20 protein-coding genes are annotated in these 23,477 nt (G+C 42.5%); 12 read left to right on the top strand and 8 right to left on the bottom strand.

Annotated elements, in window-relative coordinates; all coding sequences use genetic code 11:
- Positions 1-17: 17 nt before the first annotated feature.
- The 11 genes from BMW53_RS16790 (at position 18) to nifJ (ending at position 13,394) form a co-directional block, all read left to right on the top strand.
- Positions 18-614 carry an NAD(P)H-dependent oxidoreductase gene (locus BMW53_RS16790; RefSeq protein WP_038560884.1) on the top strand — a complete coding sequence of 199 codons (597 nt, stop codon included), beginning with the start codon at positions 18-20 and terminating at the stop codon, positions 612-614.
- Entirely contained in the window at positions 607-2,499 is a 1,893-nt protein-coding gene (locus BMW53_RS16785) for a monovalent cation:proton antiporter-2 (CPA2) family protein (RefSeq protein WP_038560881.1), read from the top strand. Before BMW53_RS16790 ends, BMW53_RS16785 begins: the two co-directional genes overlap by 8 nt.
- 254 nt (positions 2,500-2,753) lie before the next feature.
- Positions 2,754-3,197 (top strand): SoxR reducing system RseC family protein, encoded by a 444-nt coding sequence (locus tag BMW53_RS16780; protein WP_038560876.1) that lies wholly within the window; start codon positions 2,754-2,756, stop codon positions 3,195-3,197.
- 1 nt (position 3,198) lies between these two features.
- Positions 3,199-4,065, top strand: coding sequence for a Fe-S cluster domain-containing protein (locus BMW53_RS16775; protein WP_038560873.1), 867 nt, complete (start codon positions 3,199-3,201; stop codon positions 4,063-4,065).
- Positions 4,066-4,071: 6 nt separating this feature from the next.
- The gene (gene rsxC, locus BMW53_RS16770) at positions 4,072-5,403 is read left to right on the top strand and encodes an electron transport complex subunit RsxC (RefSeq protein WP_038560870.1); all 1,332 of its coding nucleotides are present in this window, start codon (positions 4,072-4,074) and stop codon (positions 5,401-5,403) included.
- A 103-nt stretch (positions 5,404-5,506) separates the two neighbouring features.
- Complete coding sequence (locus BMW53_RS16765) at positions 5,507-6,484, top strand: RnfABCDGE type electron transport complex subunit D (protein WP_038560867.1); 978 nt, start codon at positions 5,507-5,509, stop codon at positions 6,482-6,484.
- A complete protein-coding gene (locus BMW53_RS16760) occupies positions 6,471-7,088 on the top strand; it encodes an RnfABCDGE type electron transport complex subunit G (protein WP_217642974.1) in 618 nt (205 codons plus the stop codon). Before BMW53_RS16765 ends, BMW53_RS16760 begins: the two co-directional genes overlap by 14 nt.
- A 9-nt stretch (positions 7,089-7,097) precedes the next feature.
- Positions 7,098-7,682, top strand: coding sequence for an electron transport complex subunit RsxE (rsxE, locus tag BMW53_RS16755; protein ID WP_038560863.1), 585 nt, complete (start codon positions 7,098-7,100; stop codon positions 7,680-7,682).
- Positions 7,683-7,693: 11 nt separating this feature from the next.
- On the top strand, positions 7,694-8,266 hold the full coding sequence (gene rsxA, locus BMW53_RS16750; protein WP_038560862.1) for an electron transport complex subunit RsxA: 573 nt from the start codon (positions 7,694-7,696) through the stop codon (positions 8,264-8,266).
- Between the two features lie 215 nt (positions 8,267-8,481).
- Positions 8,482-9,594 carry an ATP-binding protein gene (locus tag BMW53_RS16745; RefSeq protein WP_245749064.1) on the top strand — a complete coding sequence of 371 codons (1,113 nt, stop codon included), beginning with the start codon at positions 8,482-8,484 and terminating at the stop codon, positions 9,592-9,594.
- A gap of 236 nt (positions 9,595-9,830) precedes the next feature.
- On the top strand, positions 9,831-13,394 hold the full coding sequence (gene nifJ, locus BMW53_RS16740; RefSeq protein ID WP_038560857.1) for a pyruvate:ferredoxin (flavodoxin) oxidoreductase: 3,564 nt from the start codon (positions 9,831-9,833) through the stop codon (positions 13,392-13,394).
- A 364-nt stretch (positions 13,395-13,758) separates the two neighbouring features.
- On the opposite strand, the gene tnpA is transcribed toward nifJ, so the two are convergent.
- The 4 genes from tnpA to BMW53_RS20990 all read right to left on the bottom strand — a co-directional run bounded on the left by tnpA (position 13,759) and on the right by BMW53_RS20990 (position 19,495).
- Positions 13,759-14,211 carry an IS200/IS605 family transposase gene (gene tnpA / locus BMW53_RS16735; protein WP_038560854.1) on the bottom strand — a complete coding sequence of 151 codons (453 nt, stop codon included), beginning with the start codon at positions 14,209-14,211 and terminating at the stop codon, positions 13,759-13,761.
- A gap of 380 nt (positions 14,212-14,591) precedes the next feature.
- Complete coding sequence (locus BMW53_RS16730) at positions 14,592-17,630, bottom strand: beta-L-arabinofuranosidase domain-containing protein (protein ID WP_038560852.1); 3,039 nt, start codon at positions 17,628-17,630, stop codon at positions 14,592-14,594.
- A 750-nt stretch (positions 17,631-18,380) separates the two neighbouring features.
- Positions 18,381-19,202, bottom strand: coding sequence for a nuclear transport factor 2 family protein (locus BMW53_RS21345; RefSeq protein WP_081804881.1), 822 nt, complete (start codon positions 19,200-19,202; stop codon positions 18,381-18,383).
- A gap of 140 nt (positions 19,203-19,342) precedes the next feature.
- Positions 19,343-19,495: a hypothetical protein gene (locus BMW53_RS20990; protein WP_175463516.1), complete on the bottom strand. Its 153-nt coding sequence runs from the start codon at positions 19,493-19,495 to the stop codon at positions 19,343-19,345.
- A 286-nt stretch (positions 19,496-19,781) separates the two neighbouring features.
- On the opposite strand from BMW53_RS20990, the gene BMW53_RS16710 reads away from it, so the two are divergent.
- Complete coding sequence (locus BMW53_RS16710; RefSeq protein WP_038560847.1) at positions 19,782-20,498, top strand: DUF6261 family protein; 717 nt, start codon at positions 19,782-19,784, stop codon at positions 20,496-20,498.
- 339 nt (positions 20,499-20,837) lie between these two features.
- Here BMW53_RS16710 and BMW53_RS16705 read toward each other — a convergent pair whose 3' ends face one another.
- From BMW53_RS16705 to BMW53_RS16690, 4 genes are all read right to left on the bottom strand, one after another.
- Entirely contained in the window at positions 20,838-21,404 is a 567-nt protein-coding gene (locus tag BMW53_RS16705; protein WP_074781029.1) for a hypothetical protein, read from the bottom strand.
- Positions 21,405-21,460: 56 nt separating this feature from the next.
- On the bottom strand, positions 21,461-21,808 hold the full coding sequence (locus BMW53_RS16700; RefSeq protein WP_038560841.1) for a hypothetical protein: 348 nt from the start codon (positions 21,806-21,808) through the stop codon (positions 21,461-21,463).
- Positions 21,809-22,369: 561 nt separating this feature from the next.
- Positions 22,370-23,038, bottom strand: a complete 669-nt coding sequence (locus tag BMW53_RS16695; protein WP_074781026.1) for a porin family protein — start codon at positions 23,036-23,038, stop codon at positions 22,370-22,372.
- A gap of 55 nt (positions 23,039-23,093) precedes the next feature.
- Entirely contained in the window at positions 23,094-23,288 is a 195-nt protein-coding gene (locus BMW53_RS16690) for a hypothetical protein (RefSeq protein WP_038560836.1), read from the bottom strand.
- Positions 23,289-23,477 lie beyond the last annotated feature (189 nt).

The raw sequence follows: 23,477 nt of genomic DNA, 5'->3' as shown, positions 1-23,477 counted from the left end.
TGTAACAGATTTAACCAATGAAAAAAATATTAATACTTTTTGCACATCCTGCTTTTCAAAAGTCGCTTATCAACAAAACGCTGATGGAAGCAATTAAAGATTTGAAAAGCGTTACCATTAATAATTTGTATGAAAAGTATCCCGATTTTTTTATGGATATACCGGCTGAACAAAAGCTGTTGACCGAACACGATATTATTATCTGGCATCATCCGTTTTACTGGTACAGTGCACCGGCTATAATTAAAGAATGGATGGATTTGGTATTGCAACACGGTTTTGCTTATGGCACACACGGACGGGCATTGGAAGGGAAATGGGCTATGTCGTGCATTTCAACCGGCGGACGAAAAGAAGTATATAGTGCCGAAGGGAAAAACCGGTACACAATAAACGAGTTTTTGGCACCTTTTATTCAATCGGCTAATCTTTGCCGAATGAAAAATCTGCCTCCTTTTGTGGTGCACGGTTCGCATACCTTAAACAAAGACGACATAAAAAAATATGCCGAAGACTATCGTAAGGTTATAAAAATGCTCCGCGATAACGAGATCGATTCGGAGAAACTGAACACAATGGAATACATGAACGAAATAATTGAGCACAATGCATAATCAGGAATTCTTTTTAAACGCCTTAATTTATCTTGGTGCAGCAGTTGTTTCTGTACCGATTGCCAAAAAACTGGGACTTGGTTCGGTACTGGGCTACCTGCTCGCCGGAATTATTATCGGGCCGTTTGTATTACGATTGGTAGGAAACGAAGCCGGCGAAGTGATGCATTTTGCCGAGTTTGGTGTTGTACTTATGCTATTTATAATTGGATTGGAACTGGAACCCAAACTTTTATGGAAAATGCGGCGCAATATTTTCGGACTTGGTGGTTTACAAGTTCTTATAACGGCAGGAATAATTACCGGCGTAGCGCTGCTTTTTAACTTTCAGCTCAACCGTGCGGTTGCCATCGGGCTTATTCTTGCGCTTTCATCAACAGCAATTGTTTTACAAACGTTAAGCGAAAAAGGTCTTATGCGTAACATTGCTGGCCGCTCAGCCTTTTCGGTATTGCTATTTCAGGATATGGCAGTTATTCCAATTCTTGCATTATTGCCCCTAATTGCCACACTCGGCACTCCTGCCACACTTTCCGATACATCGATGAAAAGCATTGGCCAGGTAGCTCAACTGCCCGGCTGGTTGCAACTATTAATCATCATCGGAGCAATTGTAGTATTGGTAATTATTGGTCGTTTTGCTGCCCGCCACATCTTTCGTTTGGTGGCCGAAACCGGGTTGCACGAGGTATTTGTAGCACTGGCACTGCTTATGGTTATCGGCATTGCGTTGGGCATGGATGCCATTGGCCTTTCGCCGGCACTTGGAACTTTTATTGCCGGAGTGGTTTTGGCCGACAGCGAATACCGTCACGAGCTGGAAACTACCATCGATCCTTTTAAAGGATTATTATTAGGACTGTTTTTCATTTCGGTTGGTGCCGGTATAAATTTTAATTTATTGATTGAGAATCCCTGGGTAATCATAGGATTTGTACTTCTACTGATTTTTATAAAGTTTGTTGTTTTGTTGATTTTAGGACGAATATTCCGATTGAAAAAAGGTTTCGAGTTCCTTTTTGCATTCTTGTTGGCGCAAGCCAGCGAATTTGCTTTTGTGCTCATCTCCTTCTCGAAACAAAATAAACTGTTCGACGATAAAACATCAGGAATGCTGCTACTGGTAGTAACACTGTCGATGGCTATTTCTCCTTTATTACTCATTTTTAACGACAAGGCAGTAAGCCCGATATTAGCCCGTTGGCAAAACAAGCTGGAATACGATGAAATTGAAGAAGAAGAAACTCCGGTAATACTTGCGGGGTTTGGCCGCTTTGGATTAACCGTTGGACGGATTCTGTTGGCAAACGGGTTTAAAGTTACGATTCTCGACAATAATCCGTCGAATGTGGAAACACTGCGCAAGTATGGTTTCAAACTTTATTTTGGAGACATTACCCGGCCCACTATGCTCGAAAAAGCCGGAATTGAAAAAGCCCGCATGCTCATACTTAGTATGGCTGAACACGAAAATGCATTGAAAGTTGCAGAAATTGTGCATAAAAAATACCCGCATGTAAAAATACTGGCGCGGGCCAACGATATCTTCCATGTATTTGAATACCTCAACCTGAACATCACCAATACCGAACGCGAAAACTTTCATTCGGCAGCAGAACTAGGCAGCAAAGCACTCGTAGAACTGGGATTTTCAAAATACGAAGCCTATCGTGCAGCACGTATGTTTAAACACCACGAAAGCCAGGTTACCGAAGAACTTTATCGCCACTGGCTGGAAGATCAGGGCAAATTTATTCAGGAAACCCGCCGTTTTGAGGAACAGGTAAAAGAAACCTTGCAGGCCGAAAAAAACTATTCCATTCACGAAACTGATTGTGCATGGGATGTGGATTCGCTGAAAGATGAAGCCCAAAAGGAAGAGTAGATTTTATTCCATTTTTAGCTAAAACAAGATCAACAGACAATAAACAAACTACACTTTAACAACACAAAACCAAGCATTAAAGACCAGTTTACAATTTAAATCTGAACTTAAATTCAGAACGTTTTCCTGCACTTTTTCGAACCAATTATTGAAACGTTCGACAATCTAAATTAGACTACTTATAAATAGTCCTGTTTTCAGAAAAATTGCTTTTTTGTCATATCGAGATTCAATTTATTATATAGTTTTGCCATCTGCAAATAGCAAAATTTACAGCTACGGAATCTACAATTCGACATAAAGGATTTGTTAAGGCAATAAAAAAAGCCTCGCTTACTGTGAATATTGTAAGCCAATCGGCCTGCTCAACTTGTCACGCACAAGGCGCATGTTCGGTTTCCGATTTCCAGGACAAGGAAATTGAGGTTACTGAATATAAAGGCAACTACAAAATTGGCGACGAGGTTACCATTCTTTTTAAACAATCAAAAGGTTTTACCGCACTTACCTGGGGCTATGTAGTTCCGTTTTTTGTTGTTTTGAGCACCCTGATTATCGCCCTTGAAGTTACCGGTGACGAACTAAAATCGGGGCTCCTCTCCTTATTCATTCTTGTACCATACTATATAACATTATATTTTTTTAGGCATTTATTAAAAAAAGTATTGAAATTCGAACTCGAAGAAAACGCTGAATAAAATGAGTATCACGGTTGTATATACAATTGTCACATTAGCCGTAATTGGCGCCGCAGCAGCGGTAATTCTATATTTTGTGGCACAGAAATTCAAAGTTGTTGAAGATCCGCGCATCGACGATGTTGACGAAGCATTGCCGGGAGCTAACTGCGGAGGTTGTGGATATGCAGGCTGTAGAGCTTTTGCCGAAGCCTGTGTAAAAGCGAGTGCATTGGGCGATTTAAACTGTCCGGTTGGTGGAAACGAAACCATGAACAATGTGGCTTCTATCCTTGGTCTTGAAGCCGTTAAGAAAGATCCGCGTGTGGCTTACATTCGTTGTAACGGCACCTGCGAACACCGCCCAAAAACAAGCAGTTTCGACGGAGCAACTACCTGCGCTATCGCTTCATCGGTTTACAGCGGCGAATCCGGTTGCCAGTATGGCTGTTTGGGTTACGGCGATTGTTATGATGCCTGCGATTTCGATGCCATTGTTATGCATCCCGAAACAGGTATTCCGGAAATTATCGACGATAAATGTGTGGCCTGCGGAGCCTGCGTTGATGCTTGCCCGAAAGACTTGATCGAGTTGCGCAAAAAGATGCCAAAGAACCGGAAAGTGGTGGTATCGTGCCGCAACCAGGATAAAGGTGGCGTAGCACGCAAAGCTTGTAGCGTTGCATGTATCGGTTGTGGAAAATGTGTAAAAGAATGTCCGTTTGACGCTATTACCATGGAAAACAACCTGGCATACATCGATTCCGACAAGTGTAAACTGTGCCGCAAATGTGTGGCCGTTTGCCCAACAGGTGCTATCATCGAAGAGAACTTTCCTCCACGGAAAGTAAAACCGGTAGAAAAAAAAGAAACTAAACCAGTAAATTAATACAGGATGTTGAAAACGTTCAAAATAGGCGGAGTACATCCTCCCGAAAATAAGTTATCGAAAGATAAAAAAATCGAGGTCCTGCCACTTCCAAAAACAGTGTTTATCCCGGTAGCTCAGCACATTGGTGCGCCGGCTACTCCGGTAGTAAAAAAAGGCGACGAGGTAAAAGTAGGTCAGGTAATTGCGCAAAGCAGCAGTTTTGTTTCTACAAATATCCATTCATCGGTATCAGGAAAAGTTACCAAGGTTGACTTTTCAGCCGACAGTTCGGGTTATCCCAAACAAGGTATTTTTATTGCTGTTGATGGCGATGAATGGATTGAAGGAATTGACCGCTCGGAAGATTTGGTAAAAGAAATTTCAGTTGACGGACCTGAAATCGTGAAAAAGATTCAGGAAGCCGGAATCGTAGGTTTGGGTGGTGCAACCTTCCCTACCCACGTAAAACTGGTGCCGCCAAAAGGAATGAAAGCCGAAGTGCTGTTGATTAACGGCGTGGAGTGCGAACCTTACCTGACATCGGACCACCGTTTAATGTTGGAAAAAGCCGACGAAATTATGGTGGGTATCCAGTTGCTGATGAAAGCCATGGGCGTTGACAAAGCCGTTATCGGTATTGAAAACAACAAGCCCGACGCGATTAAACTGCTGAATGAAAAATGCAGCGCTTATAAAGGCGTAAGCGTTCAACCACTTAAAGTTCAATACCCGCAGGGAGGTGAAAAACAACTCATCAATGCTGTTACAGGAAAAGAAGTTCCTTCGGGCGCTCTGCCAATTGCAGTTGGTGCAGTGGTGAGCAACGTAGGTACTGCTTTTGCCGTTTATGAAGCCATTCAGAAAAACAAACCATTGTTTGAGCGCGTAGTTACCGTAACCGGAAAAGGCCTTGAAAAACCATCGAACTTTTTGGTGCGCGTTGGTACTGCTACATCGGAATTGATTGAAGCAGCCGGCGGTGTTCCTGAAAATACAGGTAAAATTATCAGTGGTGGCCCAATGATGGGACGCGCCATTGCATCGCTCGATGTTCCTGTAACAAAAGGTACTTCAGGACTTCTTCTGATACAGGAAGAAGAAAGTAAACGCGAAGAAATACAAGCCTGTATTCGTTGCTCGCGTTGTACGTCGGTTTGCCCAATGGGACTGGAACCATACCTGCTGATGACTTTAGGTGAAAAGCAAATTTTCGATCGTGCAGAAAACGAACGTATAATGGATTGTATCGAATGTGGCTCATGCAGTTACACCTGTCCGTCAAGTCGTCCGCTGCTTGATTATATCCGTTTTGGAAAAGGTAAAGTTGGAGCGATGATTCGTTCTCGTAAAAAATAAAAATCAAACCAATCGTCATTCCGAACTTGTTTCGGAATCTACTTCAGATCCTGAAACAAGTTCAGGATGACGTCAAAAAGAAAGAAAAACAAACAGCTGAGTAATGAGTAAATTATTAACAGTTTCACCATCACCGCACGTTCATTCGAGCGAATCAACCCAGAAGATTATGCTTCGGGTGGTTTATGCGATGATTCCGGCCATGCTTTGGGGTATTTATATGTTTGGCCTCGATGCCGTTCGGGTTGGATTAATTTCAATCCTGTCGTGCCTGGCCATTGAATTCCTCATTCAAAAATATATAATGAAGGTAAAACCAAGTATTACCGACGGATCGGCATTGATCACCGGTGTGCTTTTGGCTTTTAATGTGCCGGTAAGCCTTCCGTGGTGGATTATAATTATTGGCGCAATTGCAGCCATGGGAGTTGGCAAACTTTCGTTCGGAGGTTTAGGATCAAACGTATTTAACCCGGCTTTGGTAGGTAGGGTTTTCCTGTTGATCTCGTTCCCGGTGCAAATGACATCGTGGCCTGCAACCCGCATGATGAGTGTTGATTCGGTTTCGGCAGCTACACCACTGGCAGTAATTAAAGAAGGGATTAAAAACGGCATTCCGGTTTCGCAACTTCAGGGGCTGCCTGATTTATCTGATATGGCCATTGGATTCAACAATGGTTCGATGGGTGAAATTTCAGCAATACTGCTGATTATTGGGGGTTTGTATATGCTGTGGAAAAAAGTGATTACCTGGCAAACGCCGGTATCGATTATACTTACCGTTTTGGTGGTATCAGGTATTTTCTGGCTAATAAACCCTGAAATGTATGTAAACCCGGTTTATCATGTAATTACCGGCGGTTTAATGCTGGGAGCTATTTTTATGGCCACCGATATGGTTACTTCACCAATGACCGGAAAAGGACAATTGATCTACGGCGTTGGAATTGGTTTGATCACGATCTCCATTCGTATGTTTGGCGCTTATCCCGAAGGTATTTCGTTCGCAATTCTGATTATGAATGCGTTTGTGCCACTGATCAACATGTATGTTAAACCTAAACGATTTGGAGGACAGTAAAATGGCAAAACGAGAATCGAGTTTTATAAATATGGTGCTTACGCTTGTTTTGGTAACAGGTATTGCTGCAGCAGTTTTGGGTTTTGTATACGATTTTACAAAAGGCCCGATCGAGGTGGCAAAATTGAAAGCACAAACCGAGGCAATTAAAACAGTATTGCCCGAATTTGACGAGTTGGGAGAAACAATGGTTTTAAGTCCCGGAGAAGGACAAGACTCATTGGAATTCTTCCCGGCCTATAAAAACGGAGAATTGGTAGGAACAGCCATAAAAACCTATACAAAAAGCGGTTTTAGCGGATTCATTTCCATTATGGCCGGTATTGATAAAGACGGTAACTTTTCGGGTTATTCAGTTTTGGAACATGCCGAAACACCAGGTTTAGGATCAAAAATGGGCGTTTGGTTCAGCAATCCTGAAAAACCAAATCAATATGTAATCGGCAAAAATCCTGAAACGACCAATTTTACCGTGTCGAAAGATGGAGGTGACATTGATGCGATTACCGCTTCTACAATTAGCTCTCGTGCATTTCTTGATGCATTAACAAGAGCATACAGTACTTATAAAAACAATAAAACCACCGGAGATTCCGGACAATAATTTCGTGTTATGAATCAGTGGAAAAACTTTTCAAAAGGCTTCTTAAAAGAAAATCCGGTATTTGTATTGCTGCTGGGAATGTGCCCAACTTTGGGTGTTACCTCGTCGGCAATTAACGGACTTGGTATGGGACTGGCCACTACTTTTGTTTTGCTGATGTCGAACATTGTAGTGTCGCTGGTAAAAAATGCCATTCCCGAGAAAGTCAGAATTCCGAGTTTCATTGTAATTATTGCTGCGTTTGTTACGGTAGTTCAGCTGTTGATGCAGGCTTTTGTTCCTGCTTTGTACAAAAGCCTTGGACTGTTTATTCCGTTAATCGTGGTAAACTGTATTGTACTGGGTCGTGCTGAAGCTTTCGCCTCAAAAAATAATGTGGTCTCTTCAGCCATCGACGGACTTGGAATTGGATTGGGATTTACCTTCGCCCTTGTTTTACTCGGAAGTATCAGAGAAATATTGGGAAGCGGTAAATTATTCAACATTACCATTTACCCCGAGAACTACGTAACACTTGTATTTGTGCTGGCACCCGGAGCATTTATTGTTCTCGGATACCTGATTGCATTGATCAACCGAATGAAAAAGAATTAGGAGGATAGAAGATGAACTATTTAGTAATTGTAATAGGCGCCATACTTGTAAACAACATTGTTTTAATGCAGTTTTTGGGAATTTGCCCGTTTTTGGGTGTTTCCAAAAAAGTATCGACCGGAATTGGTATGACCGGCGCTGTTGCCTTTGTAATGATTTTGGCAACAATTGTAACCTACCTGATACAAAACTATGTGTTGGAAAAATTCGGATTAGGATTTTTGCAAACCATAGCCTTTATTTTGGTCATCGCATCGTTGGTGCAAATGGTGGAGATCATTCTGAAAAAAGTAAGTCCTCCGCTTTACCAGGCGCTGGGAATTTTCCTTCCGCTTATTACCACCAACTGTGCTATTTTAGGTGTTGCTATTCTTACCGTGCAAAACGAATTTAACCTTCTGGAAGGCGTAATATTTTCAACGTCGCATGCCATTGGTTTTGGGCTGGCACTGATCATCTTTGCCGGTATTCGCGAGCACCTCGATCTGCAAAATGTACCAAAAGGATTAAAAGGTACCCCGATTGCGTTAATTGCAGCGGGTATTCTTGCAATGGCTTTTATGGGATTCTCTGGCTTAGTGTAAATTAGCCCCAGATTAATCCAATATTAACCATTTAATATTTTGGTTATACTGACAAAATAAACATGCATACATTACATAAATTTATTAAATTTGCTATGTAGAGATTACAAATTCTACAAACTCAATTTAATCTAAAATCGTAAACATTGGAATTTTTTCAACAAGTACATAAGTCATTACTTCAGGGTTCAAAAGATACCATCCAAAGAGAGCTGATGAACAATATCGATTGGAACCAAAGGCTTATCTGTATCAAAGGATTCAGGAGTGTTGGAAAAACAACATTTTTGCTCGACTACATAAAAACGCATCACCCCGACAGCAACGATGTACTGTATCTTAACCTGAATAATTTTTATTTCACCAAACGCAAAATCAGTTCATTTGCCGACGAATTTGCCAAACGTGGAGGAAAAGTACTGTTACTCGATCAGATACAAAAGTACCCCGACTGGTCGGCCGATTTGCGTAAATGTCTGGATGAAATTCCTGACCTGAAAATTATTTTCACCTCGTCGCCGGTATTGCGTATTACCGAAGATAATCCTGATTTGGAAGGAATGGCAAGCATTTACCATCTGGAAGGATTATCGTTTCGCGAGTACCTCAATCATGAAACAGGAAGCAATTTTAGAACATACACCCTGGAGGAAATACTGAACAACCACATTGAAATTGCTCAGAAAGTGGTTGACGAAATCAGGCCGCTGGCGTATTTCGACGAATATTTGCGACATGGTTATTTCCCCTACTACATTCACGACCCGAATTTTTATATCGACAAGTTGTTAAAGAATATCAACCTGGCGCTTGAGATCGATGTTCCGTACATTAACCAGATTGAATTTAAATACCTTCCAAAACTCAGAAAGCTGTTGCACATCATCGCTTCTGAAACGCCTTTTACACCAAATGTTAGTAAATTAGCAAGTTCAGTTGAAACGTCGCGTGCAACAATTATGAATTACCTGAAATATCTGAAGCACGCCCGACTCATCAACCTGCTTTATGAGAATGGTGGAAGTGATGATGACCAGATGAAGAAGCCGGACAAAGTATATATGCAAAACACCAATCTGCTAAACGCTATTGCTCCGAATAACTTCGATAAAGCCACGGTTCGACAAACGTTCTTTTATAACCAGGTAGGTTATGTCTGCGAGCTGGCGAAATCGCCGGTTGCTGATTTTTGTGTCAACGGAAAATACAAGTTCAATGTTGGCGGACGAAAACTGAAACCCGAAAAAGGAATTTACGCTGCCTCTGATGTAATTGAGGTTGGCGAAGGAAATAAAATTCCGTTGTGGCTATTTGGATTTTTGTACTAGAAAACAAAATTTGATGATTATGAAAAGATTCTTTCGCTTCATTGCATTTCGCTCAGAATGACAACAATATAGTTGTGAAAAGGTTATTGGGAGGGAAGTTTTGGCGGCTTGGCCGCCAAAACTTCCCTCCCAATAACTCATCCACAGCAAACTGTCATTCCGAGCAAAGCGAGGAATCTCAAGAAATACAACCAAAAAATATCAATTTTAAACTAAATAATTAAATACGAATAAAGATGGCAAAACAAAAAAAGATGGTTACATGTGACGGTAATTACGCAGCAGCGTATATGAGTTACATGTTCAGCGAAGTCGCCTGTATTTATCCTATCACTCCGTCGTCAACCATGGCAGAGTACGTTGATGAATGGGCTGCTTTTGGAAAGAAAAATATGTTTGGTCGCCCTGTACGTTTGGCAGAAATGCAAAGTGAAGCCGGTGCTGCCGGTGCTGTTCACGGAGCATTGCAATCGGGTGCCTTAACTTCTACTTACACTGCATCACAGGGTTTATTATTAATGATCCCTAACATGTACAAAATTGCAGGTGAGTTATTACCAACCGTATTTCACGTAAGTGCACGTGCCCTGGCCGGTCATGCATTATCAATTTTTGGCGACCACAGCGACGTTTACGCTGCCCGTCAAACAGGTTTTGCAATGTTGGCTGCAGGTTCGGTACAGGAAGAAATGGACCTTGCAGGTGTTGCTCACTTAGCTACACTGAAATCAAGAGTTCCTTTCCTCGCTTTCTTCGACGGATTCCGTACATCACACGAAATTCAGAAAATTGAAGCTATCGCTCAGGAAGACATTGTACCTTTGGTTGACATGGAAGCCATTCAGGAATTCCGCAATCGTGCGTTAAACCCTGAAAATCCTGTAACCCGTGGTACTGCTCAAAACCCTGATATTTTCTTCCAGGCAAAAGAATCAGCCAACAAATTCTACGATGCAGTTCCTGATATCGTAGCTGATTACATGGACCAGATTAGCGAAATCACAGGTAGAAAATACCGTCCTTTCACTTATTACGGTGCCCCTGATGCTGAAAACATCATTATTGCAATGGGTTCGGTTACTGAAACCATTAAAGAAACGATCGACTACTTAACTGCTCAAGGCAAAAAAGTTGGTTTAATGTCGGTACACTTGTTCCGTCCGTTCTCGGCAAAACACTTTGTTGAAGCATTGCCTGATTCAGTAAAACGTATTGCAGTATTAGACCGTGCTGCTGAGCCGGGATCAACCGGAGAGCCTTTATTCCTTGACGTACAATCGCAATTCTACGGAAAAGAAAATGCTCCTGTTATTGTTGGTGGTCGTTACGGTTTAGGTTCAAAAGACACTACGCCATCTCAAATTCTTTCGGTTTACGAAAACCTTGAAATGAAAGAGCCAAAAGGCAACTTCACAATCGGTATCGTTGATGATGTGACATTCAAATCACTTCCATTGAAAGAAGAAATCAACATGACTCCGGAAGGAACTTACCAGGCTAAATTCTACGGTTTGGGTTCTGACGGTACTGTTGGTGCAAACAAAAACTCGATTAAAATTATTGGTGACGCAACAGATAAATATTGCCAGGGATACTTCCAGTACGACTCGAAAAAGTCGGGAGGTTTCACATGTTCACACTTACGCTTCGGGGATAAACCAATCCGATCAACTTACCTTGTTACAACTCCTGACTTTGTTGCTTGTCACGTTCCGGCATACGTAAACATGTACGACGTGCTGAAAGGCCTGAAAAAAGGTGGTTCTTTCTTGCTGAACTCTATCAACGACGCAGAAGAAACCAAAAAACAGTTGCCTGATGCCATGAAGAAATATTTGGCCGAAAACGAAATCAATTTCTACATCATTAACGGCACTAAACTGGGTGAAGAGATTGGTTTGGGAACTCGTACCAACACCATTATGCAATCAGCTTTCTTTAAAATTACTGAGGTAATTCCTTACGAAATGGCTGTTGAGCAAATGAAAGCTGCCATTGTAAAATCGTACGGTAAAAAAGGTGAGCACATTGTAAACATGAACTACGCAGCGGTTGACGCCGGTGGTAAAAACGTAGTTAAAGTTGATGTTCCTGCTGAATGGGCAGCCATCGTTGTTGCTGAAGAGGCAGCTGTAGATGCCGATCGTCCGGAATACATTACTAAAGTGGTTGACGTAATCAACGCACAAAAAGGTGACGATCTTCCTGTTTCTACTTTTGCAGGTTCAGAAGATGGTCAATTCCCATTGGGAACAGCAGCTTACGAAAAACGCGGTATCGCAGTAAACGTTCCTGAATGGCAGGTAGAAAACTGTATTCAGTGTAACCAATGTGCTTACGTTTGTCCTCACGCAGCTATTCGTCCGTTCCTGATGACAGAAGAAGAGGTTGAAGCAGCGCCTGCAGGAACCGAAACAAAAACTGCAACTCCGGCCAAAGTATTTGGCGGATTGAATTTCCGTATCCAGGTATCGCCACTTGACTGTACAGGTTGTGGTAACTGTGCCGATGTTTGTCCTTCTAAAGTAAAATCCCTTGTAATGAAGCCTCTTGCTACACAGCAGGCAGAAGTTGGTCGTTGGGACTACATGGACCAAAAAGTTACGGTTAAAGAAACTGTTGTTGACAAAACAAAATCAGTTAAAAACTCACAGTTCGCTCAGCCATTGTTCGAGTTCTCGGGAGCTTGTGCAGGTTGTGGTGAAACGCCATACATTAAACTTATCACTCAGCTTTACGGCGAAAGAATGATGGTTGCCAACGCTACAGGTTGTTCTTCAATCTATGGTGGTTCTGCTCCATCAACTCCATACTGTAAACACAAACAGTCGGGTCATGGTCCGGCATGGGCTAACTCACTGTTCGAAGACAATGCCGAATACGGTTTTGGTTTCGCTGAAGGTGTTAGCGCACAACGCGATCGTATTGCCGACATAATGACTACTGCCCTTTCAAATGGTGCTTCTGATGCAGAAAAAGAAGTATTTGGCGAATGGCTGGAGCAGAAAGACAATGCCGAAGGTTCTGTAGTTGCTTCTAAAAAAGTTCTTGACGCAATTGGTGCAAGCGACAGCCAATATGCAAAAGACATCCTATCGTTGAAACAATACCTGGTTAAAAAATCGATTTGGGTATTTGGTGGCGACGGATGGGCTTACGACATTGGTTACGGTGGTTTAGATCACGTAATGGCAAGCGGCGAAGATGTAAACGTATTGGTTATGGATACCGAGGTTTACTCTAACACTGGTGGTCAGTCGTCGAAATCTACTCCGGTTGGAGCAGTTGCTAAATTTGCCGCATCGGGTAAAAAAGTACGTAAAAAAGACCTTGGCGCCATGATGATGAGCTATGGTTACGTTTACGTTGCACAAGTAGCCATGGGAGCTAACCAGTCGCAGTACTTTAAAGCACTGAAAGAAGCTGAGGCTTATCCGGGTCCTTCTATCATTATCGCTTATTCTCCATGTATCAACCACGGATTGCGTTCGAGCATGGGACGTACCCAGGAAGAGGAGAAAAAAGCTGTTGAGTCAGGATACTGGCACCTGTTCCGCTACAATCCGCTGTTGGAAGAAGAGGGTAAAAACCCATTCCAATTGGATTCGAAAGCACCGGAATGGACCAAATTCCAGGACTTCCTGAACGGCGAGGTTCGTTATACTTCACTGAAGAAATCGTTCCCTGCTGAAGCTGATGAATTGTTCGCAGCTGCTGAAGATAACGCAAAATGGCGTTACGCATCATACCAGCGTATGGCGGCTATGGATTATTCAAAACCTGAAGAAGGAGAAGAATAGAGCTTATTCGAGCTATATAGAAAAGCCGCTTCGTTTGAAGCGGCTTTTTTTGTGCCAATGGATTTAATCTTTCCTTCCTGTGGCCCCAATAAACGGACTACGCACCTTTGGCGCTTGTTTATGCGTTTACCGTTAGCCATGCCCGATGGACATGGCTATATGACTACGCTCCGTTGGAGCTTGATTTGGTCTAAAGGTTCAGATTTATGAATATGATTTGCGCCAAAGGTGCAAGGTCATTTAGCATAGTCCGCAGGGCTATGCATATTTGCGCCAAAGGTGCAAGGTCACCAAGCATAGTCCGCAGGGCTATGCGCATTAAAGGCAAAAGCCATAAAGCGCCAAAGGTGCGCAGTAGACCAGATCAATCCCAAACAAATCGTTCATCATACTCAACCGCATACTCTTTCAGAAATTGTCGGTATTCCTCTTTAAATGCTCTTGTTTTGTGATGCATTTCCTGGTTTTGAATATACTCCCGAACAATTTCAACCTGTTTCGGATTAACGGAAAAAGCTCCGTAGCCATGTTGCCAATAAAAGTCGGCAAACTCGGCTCCCTTCCCTTTTATCCACTTCGAAGAATGTGTTTTCAATTTCTCAACAAGGCTCATAAGGGCAATTTTTCGCGATAGATTAAACAACAAATGAACATGATCGTTTACTCCTCCAACAATTATTGGCTGCGATTCCAACTCTTTACAAACGCCTCCCAGATAATCGAATAATTCCGCTTTTATTGATTCGGTAATTAACGGATATCGGTTTTTAGTACTAAAGGTTAAATGGACATAGTTTTTGACTAATGATTGTGGCATAACATTTTATTTTCTTTCTAAAATACAAAATGTGTATAACACCACGCACCTTTGGCGCTTAATTTTGGATTATCCTATTTGCCTTGCCCTTCGGACAAGGCTATGTGACTACGCTCCTTTGGAGCTTATTTTCATTTTATCATCTACCTTGCCTTGCCCTTCGGACAAGGCTATGTGACTGCGCTCCTTTGGAGCTTGATATTCCTTGTGGTTTCCGAGTTAAAACAAAATAATTTGCGCCAAAGGTGCAATGTCATCAAGCCTAGTCCGCAGGGCTATGCAACAAAATGGCGAATGCCATAAAGAAAAAATCCGGTTCGTTTTTGTTTTATACGAATCGGATTTTTCCAATAAATGCGTTTGTACCCCTCAGCGTATGGCTATTTCAAAGTTACATCCAAATAAACCGAATGACGCCCGTAGGTTTCGTAGAACGGTTTGTAAACCACCCCATCAATTTCGAACTCCAGTTTCTGCGGGTCACCTGAAATCGATTTGCTAATGTCGTCTGCATCAAGTGTTACTTTACGCCATTCTTTGCGTGGACCGTCTTCCTGGGCAGCCAACAATACAGGTCCGTAAAATAAACTGGCAACGTTTTGCTGATCCATTACCGGCTCTAAATAAAAGTGAAATGGCATGCGCAACTCCACTTTATCGCCGTCTTTCCATTTGCGACTGATGGTAAGATATGTTCCCGGTTCCGCTTTTACCTCTTGTTTCTTGCCATTTACGGTTACAAAAAATCCTTTGGTGGCCCAGTGCGGCACACGTACATTCAAATCGAATTTACCCCTACCGTTGATGGTTAATGTTGTATGGTCTTCCTTCGGATAAGCAGTTGTTTGTGTAAGCGTAATATCCTTATCTGTCCATTTCAGGATTGATGGCACATAAAGGTTTACATACAATGCATCGTTATCTGCACTACGGAAATATATGGAGTTCTGCAATTTTGTGTTGCTTTCGAGCGCTGTTCCGTTACAACAGGTAAAACCGTCCATATCGGCATTGCTAAACTGCTTAACCGAACCGGCGCGCAACGGCACGTGGTAGGTGTTTGCAGGACTATCTTCATCAACCGATGCCAGAATATGGTTGTACAACCCGCGCTCGTAATAATCCATCAATTCGGCCTGCTGATTATACAGGAACAGGTTGCGGCTTAATTTAAGCATGTTATACGTTGCACAGGTTTCATTCTGTCCGCCAACCGAGAAACCGTTTTCGTACAAGGTAGCCGGTTGGGCAGTGAAACACTCGGCATTCGCAGGATTACGGGCACCTGCAACGCCACCAATACTGTACATGTAATCGCCGGTGGCTTTATTCCAGAAGTTATCGGCAATATCGAAATATTCCGGGTCCTTCGAATCGCGATAGATTTCCAGTGCTCCCATAATTTGCGGAATGTGCTGGTTGGCATGCAATCCGCGGAACATATCAACGTTTTTCGCCAATCCGTGTGAATGTTCGGCATCGCCAAAAAATACGCGGATATTATCGAATAACTTCGCCGTTTCAAGGTAACGAGGCTCATTCGTTAAGCGGCTTAATCGTGCCAGCGCTTCGTTCATTCCGCCAAATTCTCCGGCAATGTAGGTGTTCCATATGCTGATAAGCGTTTCGGTTGGTACCACACTTAAACGAGCATGTACCCAGTCTCCCATTCCTTCTACAATGTCAAGTGCTTTCTTGTTGCCACTCACTTCGTAAATATCCATTAAACCGGCCAATATTTTATGCAAAGTGTAATAAGGCGCCCACACCTTATCGTTATCGGTTCCGTATTTTGCGCCGTGTTCCAGCATAATAAACTGATCGGGCGGATAGGCACTGATAAATCCTTTCCCCCAGTTCCAGTAGTCGGTGCGGATACCGTCTTCGCTCAAGTCCGAATCAAAATCAACTTTTCCCGGTCCGGGAGGGACGGCCAAAGGATCTGATACCGACTCACCGCCTGCAGTTTTAGGCGTTCCCGATAGGTGCGATAATTCATACAAGGTATTCACCATGTACTCCATTTTTTGGGCAAACCCGGTCTGGATAGCAGGATCGTAAGCAGCGCTTGAATAAGCCTGTGCCAAAGCACTGAGGTAGTGACCTGTGGCATGACCGCGCAATTTTGTTTCCTGGCTGTCCCAAACGCCCAGAGGCTCGGCACCTGCAGGTTGTTCCTGACCAAAAGCATTTCGAAACATATACAGGAAATTATCAGGATTGGTTACCAGCAAGCCTTTAACGAATTTATCGCGGTTCTCCATAAATTTTGTTTCGTGGTTATGCAGATCTGCTGTTAGCTGTACCTCATCCAAATTAAAAGCCTCCAGTGTGCGGTGTGGCGCAGCGTGATCGTGATTATGCTCAACCACCGTAACAATTGCTTTGGGTTGAATAGCAGTTCCGGCAACCCGCCCTGTTACGGTGTATTTCCCGGGCTTTTGTACTACGCTGTTATCTTCGGGCGACGGCCAGAGCACACGTACCTCGGGCCCATCGAAATTATTGCTGTAAACGCCTTTTACAAAACGTGGCAAGCGCGGCAAAAAACCCACTTCGGTTTCCACTTCAATCGTTGGAACTTCGGTTAAATACACGTTATACAACTGTGGAGTTGTTTCCGGAAACTCCTGAAGTTCTGCTTCTTGTCGGTTACGCATCATCTCTTCGGCTTCCTCTTTATGCAAGGCGCTAAAGTTGATCCATCCAATTTGTCTTCCGTTTAAAGGAATCCGGTAGATACGGAAATCGTGTAGTTTTGCATCCAATGAAGCATTGTTTGCAGCCAATGATTTCCCAATTACAAACTGATCATCGTTGCCTTTCCGGCCATCGAACAGTTGCTTCAGCTCCACCTCAACATCTTTTACCTCGCTAACCTTTTCAGCATTGAGGTAGGTAGCAAACGATTTTTCAGGAACATTGATAACCACCACCACATGGTTCCATTTATTTAATGCAGCTGCCTCCGAATTGGTGTTGTAAGCACCAACCTGTGCCATAAAACCGTTGTCGCCGGCGGGAGCTGCACTAAAAGTCGATTTACCGTTTTTGCCAAAATCGAAAAGTGGCGCAGCACCTTCGGCCGAACGCAAATAAACCCAGGCCGAAATACTCAGCGACTCCTCGCCTGCCAGCAATTCGCCGGGGATGGTTATATAAGTTTTCCCGTCGCCGGACAATGCGATTACCTTGCCGAACATTTCATCATCGATAAATTCGTAGCCGGAACCCTGAATGTTTCCATGCAGGTTATTCCTCGACCAGTCTTTTGCATTTTCTTCCAGCGTATAACGGGCAATTAATCCGGTTTCGCCAATACCGTCTAACATCTGATCGCCGCTTTGTGCAGATACGCCTTTTGTACTCCATGCCCAAAGAGCGAGTATTATTGCAACAATCGGTTTTAGTCGTTTCATATCTTTTATTTTAAATTTTTAATGCGGTTCAACACTTGCGTCAACTTCGGTTTCAAAATTAGTCAACATCTTGCAAAGCCTGTAAAAATAAGCTCACCAATACTTGTCTGTATGTTCAAAATCTTATAACGAATATGCATGCTTATAGGCAAGCCGCGGAAACGCAACTATTTCTGCATTTTTTTGATGAGTTGAAAATTGATTGATAAAGAACGGTTTTTATTCGTTGGTTTTTGGAAAATTATAAGTCCATCTCCCCCGCGTTTATAACTACGGTGTACACACAACTATTTTAGGGGTTCTGCTTTACAATCGACTTTTTAATATGCGGCGCAAGGTAGGGTTGTATTTCAAAAACCGGAAGCAGTTGCGCCTTTGTCATTTTTCTCTCCTATCCCCGGGGCTGCGCTCCCTGCGGGTGATTCCCCCGGGCTATTGATTACGCACCCTTGGTGCTTAAAGCCCCGAAGTGGGCGACAGGCAATAGCCCGGTGCGAATGGCTGAGTTTACGAAGACACAAAGCGCCGGGTAAAAGATCGATAAAAAATCGTTCGGCGTCTAAAATTGATTCGAATTGGTCAGCTTGTTCCGAACGAAAAATCGTTGCAAATTCATTTGAAAAATGGGAATATTTAAGTTGTGTACACACCATAGTCGTTGCAAACGAGGGGTAGTATAGAGCGTCAACTTGTCGAATCCGCACAAACCCAGCCATGCCTAATACCGCGTGTTAGCTGCTGGCTTTTTTATCAATTCAATAATTTTGTAAATGATAAAGATGCTAATTTCCATTCATCATTTTCTTTTTTATAAACTTCTGTAACCATAAAAGGATTTGTAACTTCATTTCCTCCGACTACTGCCAACAAAGTAATTCGATTCAAAAGTATTGCCGTGTCTCCAATCACATTAGCCGAAACTTCATGAATTTCTGCATTTTTGTAATGGATACCACCACTTTCAATTATATTAATCTCCTGTTCTTTTCCCCAACTTCCTCCCATGTGTACAAAAACAGAATTCTCATGAAATAAATTCTTAAGTTTTGCTACATTCTTATCCGACATCCACTGCCATTTTTGCTTTGAGAGTTCAACAATTTGTTTTTCAGGATTAACTTTGGCTGCAATCTCATGAGTGTCTCGAACACTACTAAACGTTAGGTCTAACAATTTCCATCCTTCTTTACCTTTTTTATAAATTTCGGTAACTGTAAATTCATTTGAAACGTCGTCTCCTCTAACATGTGCAACTAATGTAATGCGATTCCAAAGGATAGCAGTATTGTCAAATATTTCCACTACTACATCATGAACATCGGCTTGTTTGTACCAAATACTTCCAGTCTTAATGATTTCAAGTTCTCTGTCCTTATTCCAAGTTCCACTCATGTGAACGAACTTTGACCGATCATCAAAGAGCCTGGCTAGTTTTTCCACGTTTTTGTCAGCCATCCATTGCCATTTTTCTTTTGAGATATTAATAACTTCCTGTTCTGCAGTGGAATTTTGTGAGTAGGACAAATTCACTCCTGTCCAGATTAATATTAGTCCAATAATTAATTTTTTCATTCTATGTTTATTTAAATTACGTTTTCATTATTAGTCTGCACTGCGTTAAAACTTTAAGTATCCGGTAATTTGGGTATTAATTCTTTAAAAATAACAGATTTTTGTAAAACATTAGCTTTGGGAGTACTCCCGAAGGTTCCCTAATGTGTGCTTCTTGCTTTGGGCATACTCCCAAAGGCTCCCCAACGCGTGTTTCTTGCTTTGGGCATAATCCCAAAGGCTCCCCAACGTGGTTTTCTTGCTTTGGGAATACTCCCAAAGGCTCCCCAACGTGGTTTTCTTGCTTTGGGCATACTCCCAAAGGGTTCTTAACGTGGGTTTCTTGCTTTGGGCATACTCCCAAAGGCTCCTCAACGCGTGTTTCTAGTTTTGGGCATACTCCCGAGAAGCATGTTTAACTTACTTTTATATTCTGCCAAGCATGTATTATGTTGAAAAACATAATAACGTTTTTCGTCAAAAGTTCTCAAAACTCGTAAATTGACAATTATTAATTACCACTAAGCTCCTGTAATTTAGGATGAACCCTTTTCAGATGCTCATGGTAACCATTTTACGAACACTAATATCCAACAAAAAATGATTCAAAAACTGAACTCAAAAAGTCGCGTCACAGAAGTTGACGCCGCCTGTATGCGTATTATTGGAGCATACCAAAACACAAGCCTTAGCACCGATGTACATTTGGCAGCTATGTTTTCGGCCCTCGAGCCGCTGTCGGTTAGCCTTTCGGGATCGATTAACCGCATTACAGCCGAAAGCAACCTGGAAGAAAAAGATGAAGAACGCGATGAACCATTGCGCTCGTTATTCTACCTGGTTGCGGGATTTTTGCATCACCCCGATGCCACCATCCGGGCGGCAGCCGAGAAAGTTAACGCTGTGATAGAACGTTATGGCATGGGAATAACAAAAGAGAGTTATGCTGTTGAGTCGTCGTTGGTTAGCTCGATGCTTAAGGATCTGGCGCAGCCAAAACTGCAGGATGCCATTGCCTTGCTGTCGGGGTGTGCCGAAATAATTGCGGCGCTACAGCTTGCACAAACGGCCTTCGAAACAGCACGTATAGCCTACGAAGAAGAAAAAGCCGACGATAGCACCCAACAAAGCGCTTCGGAAATAAAAGTGGAGGTGTTAGAACTGGTAAACAAAAAAATTGTGGTCTATCTGCGTGCCATGGAAGTGGTTGATGTGGAAACCTTTGGTGCCTTTGCCCGCACTGTTGCCGAAATTATTGCCGACAACAACCAGGCGGTTCGCAAACGATTAAGCAAACCGGAACCGGTTGAGGAGTAAACGCGGCTTCTGCCTGCCCGGAAGCTATTGTTATAACGAATAGTGTTTGAGTTGATTAATATATCTGAAGAGGGACGTTGCCTTGTGCGCGTCTCTTTTTTTTGTCCTCGTTGTCCGTTAATGCACAAGGAAGTGTTATGATGATACCGCGACTTAAAATTAGATTACTTCTCCCGATTCGTTCACTCACCGGGATCGTAATGACGAGCTATTTATTGAATCAATGCAGCGGACAGGAATGTATTGTGCAGGGATGAATAAGGTCGTTGTCCGCTGCCGGAATATACCTGTCAGAACTGTCAATTGCGAGGGAAGAACAACTGAAGCATTCTAATGGTTCTACTTCAGCGAATAAACCTCATCAACATATCGTAATGCACACATCAGGTACATTCCCCGTTCGAAATAACGTAAAATATGGCTTTCAAATTCCATTACATCATCGATATAATGTGCATTAAATACGGCTTTCATTTTCTCGTGAACTGCCAGTTTAAAAACAATATCCTTTTTTTCGCGTTCATAATCTTCCTTGATAATCTCGTCCCAAAATTCATCGCCTGCATCAGGGTAAGTTCTTTTTAATTCCTGGCAACGTTTTTCGTATTTTAGTTTTAATTTATCAATCGTGTCTACCGGATGAAGATCGGCCATCGGTCCGCTACGTCTGTTTAAGGAGTAACAATTATTGTATTCCTCCCAGATTTCGCGAATGTACTTTTCGCCAATATTGAACAACAAAGGCTTGTATTTAACCGGGTTTTCAGCCATTTCAGGCCAGTAATCGAATACTACAGAAGTTAAAGCAGCAGGAAGCTCCCGGCTAAATCCCTCGTAACGCTCAGCATAAAGCTTTTCCATCTCCTCTTGCCGGCGAATTAGATTATAAAAATCTTCAAGTCCCATGTCTTGCCATTTATAAGGATTAATTTCCTTACAAGTTAGGGCAGAATAAGTGAAAATCAAACTTTTCGTTCGAGCACAAAAATGCCACACACATTTTCGCTGTCGAATGTTGAGCCGATGATTTGGTTTTCGGTAATGCGGTGCGTTTCGAAAGTATTGGGTAGGTAACTGATTTCGCGGCCGTTTTGCAGGGCTTTTACTTCAACGCTTTCCAGCAGCAGTTTTCCGTCAATGATAGTGCCTTTTACTTTTTCGGTAACCTGAATGCTGTAGTTGTTTTCCACCGCTTCGGTAAACGAAAATACGCCGCTTACCTCGTTGCCGCTTTGTGTTAACTCCACCTCTCCTACCGAGTTTCCGTATTCAAAATCTTCGTTGTATGTCCAGTTCCCTGAAATGTTCATCGTTGTAATTTTGTGCAAACTTAGTAAATTTCCGGTTTGTGGAAATATACCACTCGGATGCGAAGTTTTTGTTAGCCTTTACTAGTCGTTAATGGCTAAAGCCCTTTCCTGAAGTGCATTTTTATCACCGGGCTAAAGCCACGGTGCAAAAATTAAATTCACTCCTCCTCTAATTCTCTACCGATGCTGCAAACGGGACAGGCACTTCGCCGGGGAGGACAGAGCAAAATGAGAACCTTACTCAAATAATCAATTCTGAATTTTCAATTCCCAATTTCCAACAAACTCTTACATTGGTAATTTCTGATTGGGTATTGGATATTTTACATTTTGTACTTGCTGATAACCGGCAGCCCTGACTGACTACCTTTTAATATTCCCATCTACCCCTCACTCTGTCGAGAGCTCCCCTTATAATGAGAGCCGGTTACAGGCCGCTTATATACTTTACATTAACGCTGTTTTCCCTTTATAAGGGAACCTGCCTGCAGGCAGGAATATCTACAGACAAAAAGGGTAAATAGTCTGATAGAATTTTTCTCAATAAAATTGGTTTCACCTTTATTTTCGAAACTTGTAGCCCAGCGAAAACATAAACGAACGGTTGCGGGCCACAACATCGTCATCGGCTTGAGGCGAGATATTGTTCAGTCCAAAATGGCTCGTAAATTCAACTACAAACGAACTGACCTCGATACCTCCACCAACAGCCAAACCCAGCCCAAGGCGCTTCAAATCGTCGTCCTCGTTTGCTCCCCACACAATGTCCCACTCCTCGCTGAAATTTTCTGTGCCGTTGGTTTCCTCAACTTTTGTTTTTCCGTTAAGGCCAATTCCAATGTACGGGCCAAACATTCCGTAAACCTTTATGCCGTTAAGGTTGGTATACAATTTCCCAAACACCGGAATATCGAGGTACCACAAGTTTACTTTCGAGTTGATGCTATATGCTATACTTTCGAACGACTCCGATTCGTTCATTTTTATGCCTTTTGTTGTGAGCAATAGAGCGGTTTCAATACCGGCACCTTCGCCAATTCCCCACTCAAAAGTTGGCCCAAAATGCAAGCCTGATCGCATATTCAGCGCTTCATTCATAATTTCCCCGTCTTCTTTTATTAACATATCCGATAAGGTGTATCCGGCTTTAATGCCAATGGTTTGTGCAAACACAGTACTAGTGATTGTACTGAGTAAGATCGCTGTCAATACTTGTACTAATGTTTTCATAATCCCCGATTTTGATATATAGTACTCTATACGATTGCCCGCTGGTTATGTTAGTTTATGTAGGATTAAAAAACCGGTGAATTAAATGGCTCTCTTGCAAAACTTCGCCACATAAGGGTCCGGTTGCCTTTTCCTCTTCACTGTCGCGCTGTCCGAAGTTTTTATTTACCACCGCAAATATTGCCCCGGTGCACCCCAATTTAAACAGCAGGGTTCGGGCTTCTTTTCTTGCTGAGCAGGTGTTTTTCATTTTAGATAAGTTTTAGATTGCTTCGCTTTCAATGTCAATATTTCATTTTTTACCCCTTGCCCTTCTATGTTGTAATCCAAATTTTATTTTTAGCATTTTGCTCATTATTAGCTATTTGTATTTCTTCAAAATAATACCTTCGGGCAATACAGAGCCAGCAGGTTTTCCTCTCCTGGTTAAATCCTTAGC

It is taken from the genome of Draconibacterium orientale (assembly GCF_900111425.1).
Classification (GTDB): domain Bacteria; phylum Bacteroidota; class Bacteroidia; order Bacteroidales; family Prolixibacteraceae; genus Draconibacterium; species Draconibacterium orientale.
This window is presented reverse-complemented; position numbering and strand designations above follow the sequence as displayed.

Bases quoted from the DNA above. Each gene is read 5' to 3' on its own strand.
- BMW53_RS20990 (WP_175463516.1), bottom strand. From the start codon at position 19,495: ATGCCCAAAGCAAGAAAACCACGTTGGGGAGCCTTTGGGAGTATTCCC.
- BMW53_RS16695 (WP_074781026.1), bottom strand. From the start codon at position 23,038: ATGAAAACATTAGTACAAGTATTGACAGCGATCTTACTCAGTACAATC.
- tnpA (WP_038560854.1), bottom strand. From the start codon at position 14,211: ATGCCACAATCATTAGTCAAAAACTATGTCCATTTAACCTTTAGTACT.
- BMW53_RS16700 (WP_038560841.1), bottom strand. From the start codon at position 21,808: ATGAACATTTCAGGGAACTGGACATACAACGAAGATTTTGAATACGGA.
- BMW53_RS21345 (WP_081804881.1), bottom strand. From the start codon at position 19,202: ATGAAAAAATTAATTATTGGACTAATATTAATCTGGACAGGAGTGAAT.
- rsxC (WP_038560870.1), top strand. From the start codon at position 4,072: ATGTTGAAAACGTTCAAAATAGGCGGAGTACATCCTCCCGAAAATAAG.
- BMW53_RS16775 (WP_038560873.1), top strand. From the start codon at position 3,199: ATGAGTATCACGGTTGTATATACAATTGTCACATTAGCCGTAATTGGC.
- BMW53_RS16745 (WP_245749064.1), top strand. From the start codon at position 8,482: ATGAACAATATCGATTGGAACCAAAGGCTTATCTGTATCAAAGGATTC.
- rsxA (WP_038560862.1), top strand. From the start codon at position 7,694: ATGAACTATTTAGTAATTGTAATAGGCGCCATACTTGTAAACAACATT.
- BMW53_RS16710 (WP_038560847.1), top strand. From the start codon at position 19,782: ATGATTCAAAAACTGAACTCAAAAAGTCGCGTCACAGAAGTTGACGCC.
- rsxE (WP_038560863.1), top strand. From the start codon at position 7,098: ATGAATCAGTGGAAAAACTTTTCAAAAGGCTTCTTAAAAGAAAATCCG.
- BMW53_RS16730 (WP_038560852.1), bottom strand. From the start codon at position 17,630: ATGAAACGACTAAAACCGATTGTTGCAATAATACTCGCTCTTTGGGCA.
- BMW53_RS16790 (WP_038560884.1), top strand. From the start codon at position 18: ATGAAAAAAATATTAATACTTTTTGCACATCCTGCTTTTCAAAAGTCG.
- BMW53_RS16765 (WP_038560867.1), top strand. From the start codon at position 5,507: ATGAGTAAATTATTAACAGTTTCACCATCACCGCACGTTCATTCGAGC.
- BMW53_RS16785 (WP_038560881.1), top strand. From the start codon at position 607: ATGCATAATCAGGAATTCTTTTTAAACGCCTTAATTTATCTTGGTGCA.
- nifJ (WP_038560857.1), top strand. From the start codon at position 9,831: ATGGCAAAACAAAAAAAGATGGTTACATGTGACGGTAATTACGCAGCA.
- BMW53_RS16705 (WP_074781029.1), bottom strand. From the start codon at position 21,404: ATGGGACTTGAAGATTTTTATAATCTAATTCGCCGGCAAGAGGAGATG.
- BMW53_RS16690 (WP_038560836.1), bottom strand. From the start codon at position 23,288: ATGAAAAACACCTGCTCAGCAAGAAAAGAAGCCCGAACCCTGCTGTTT.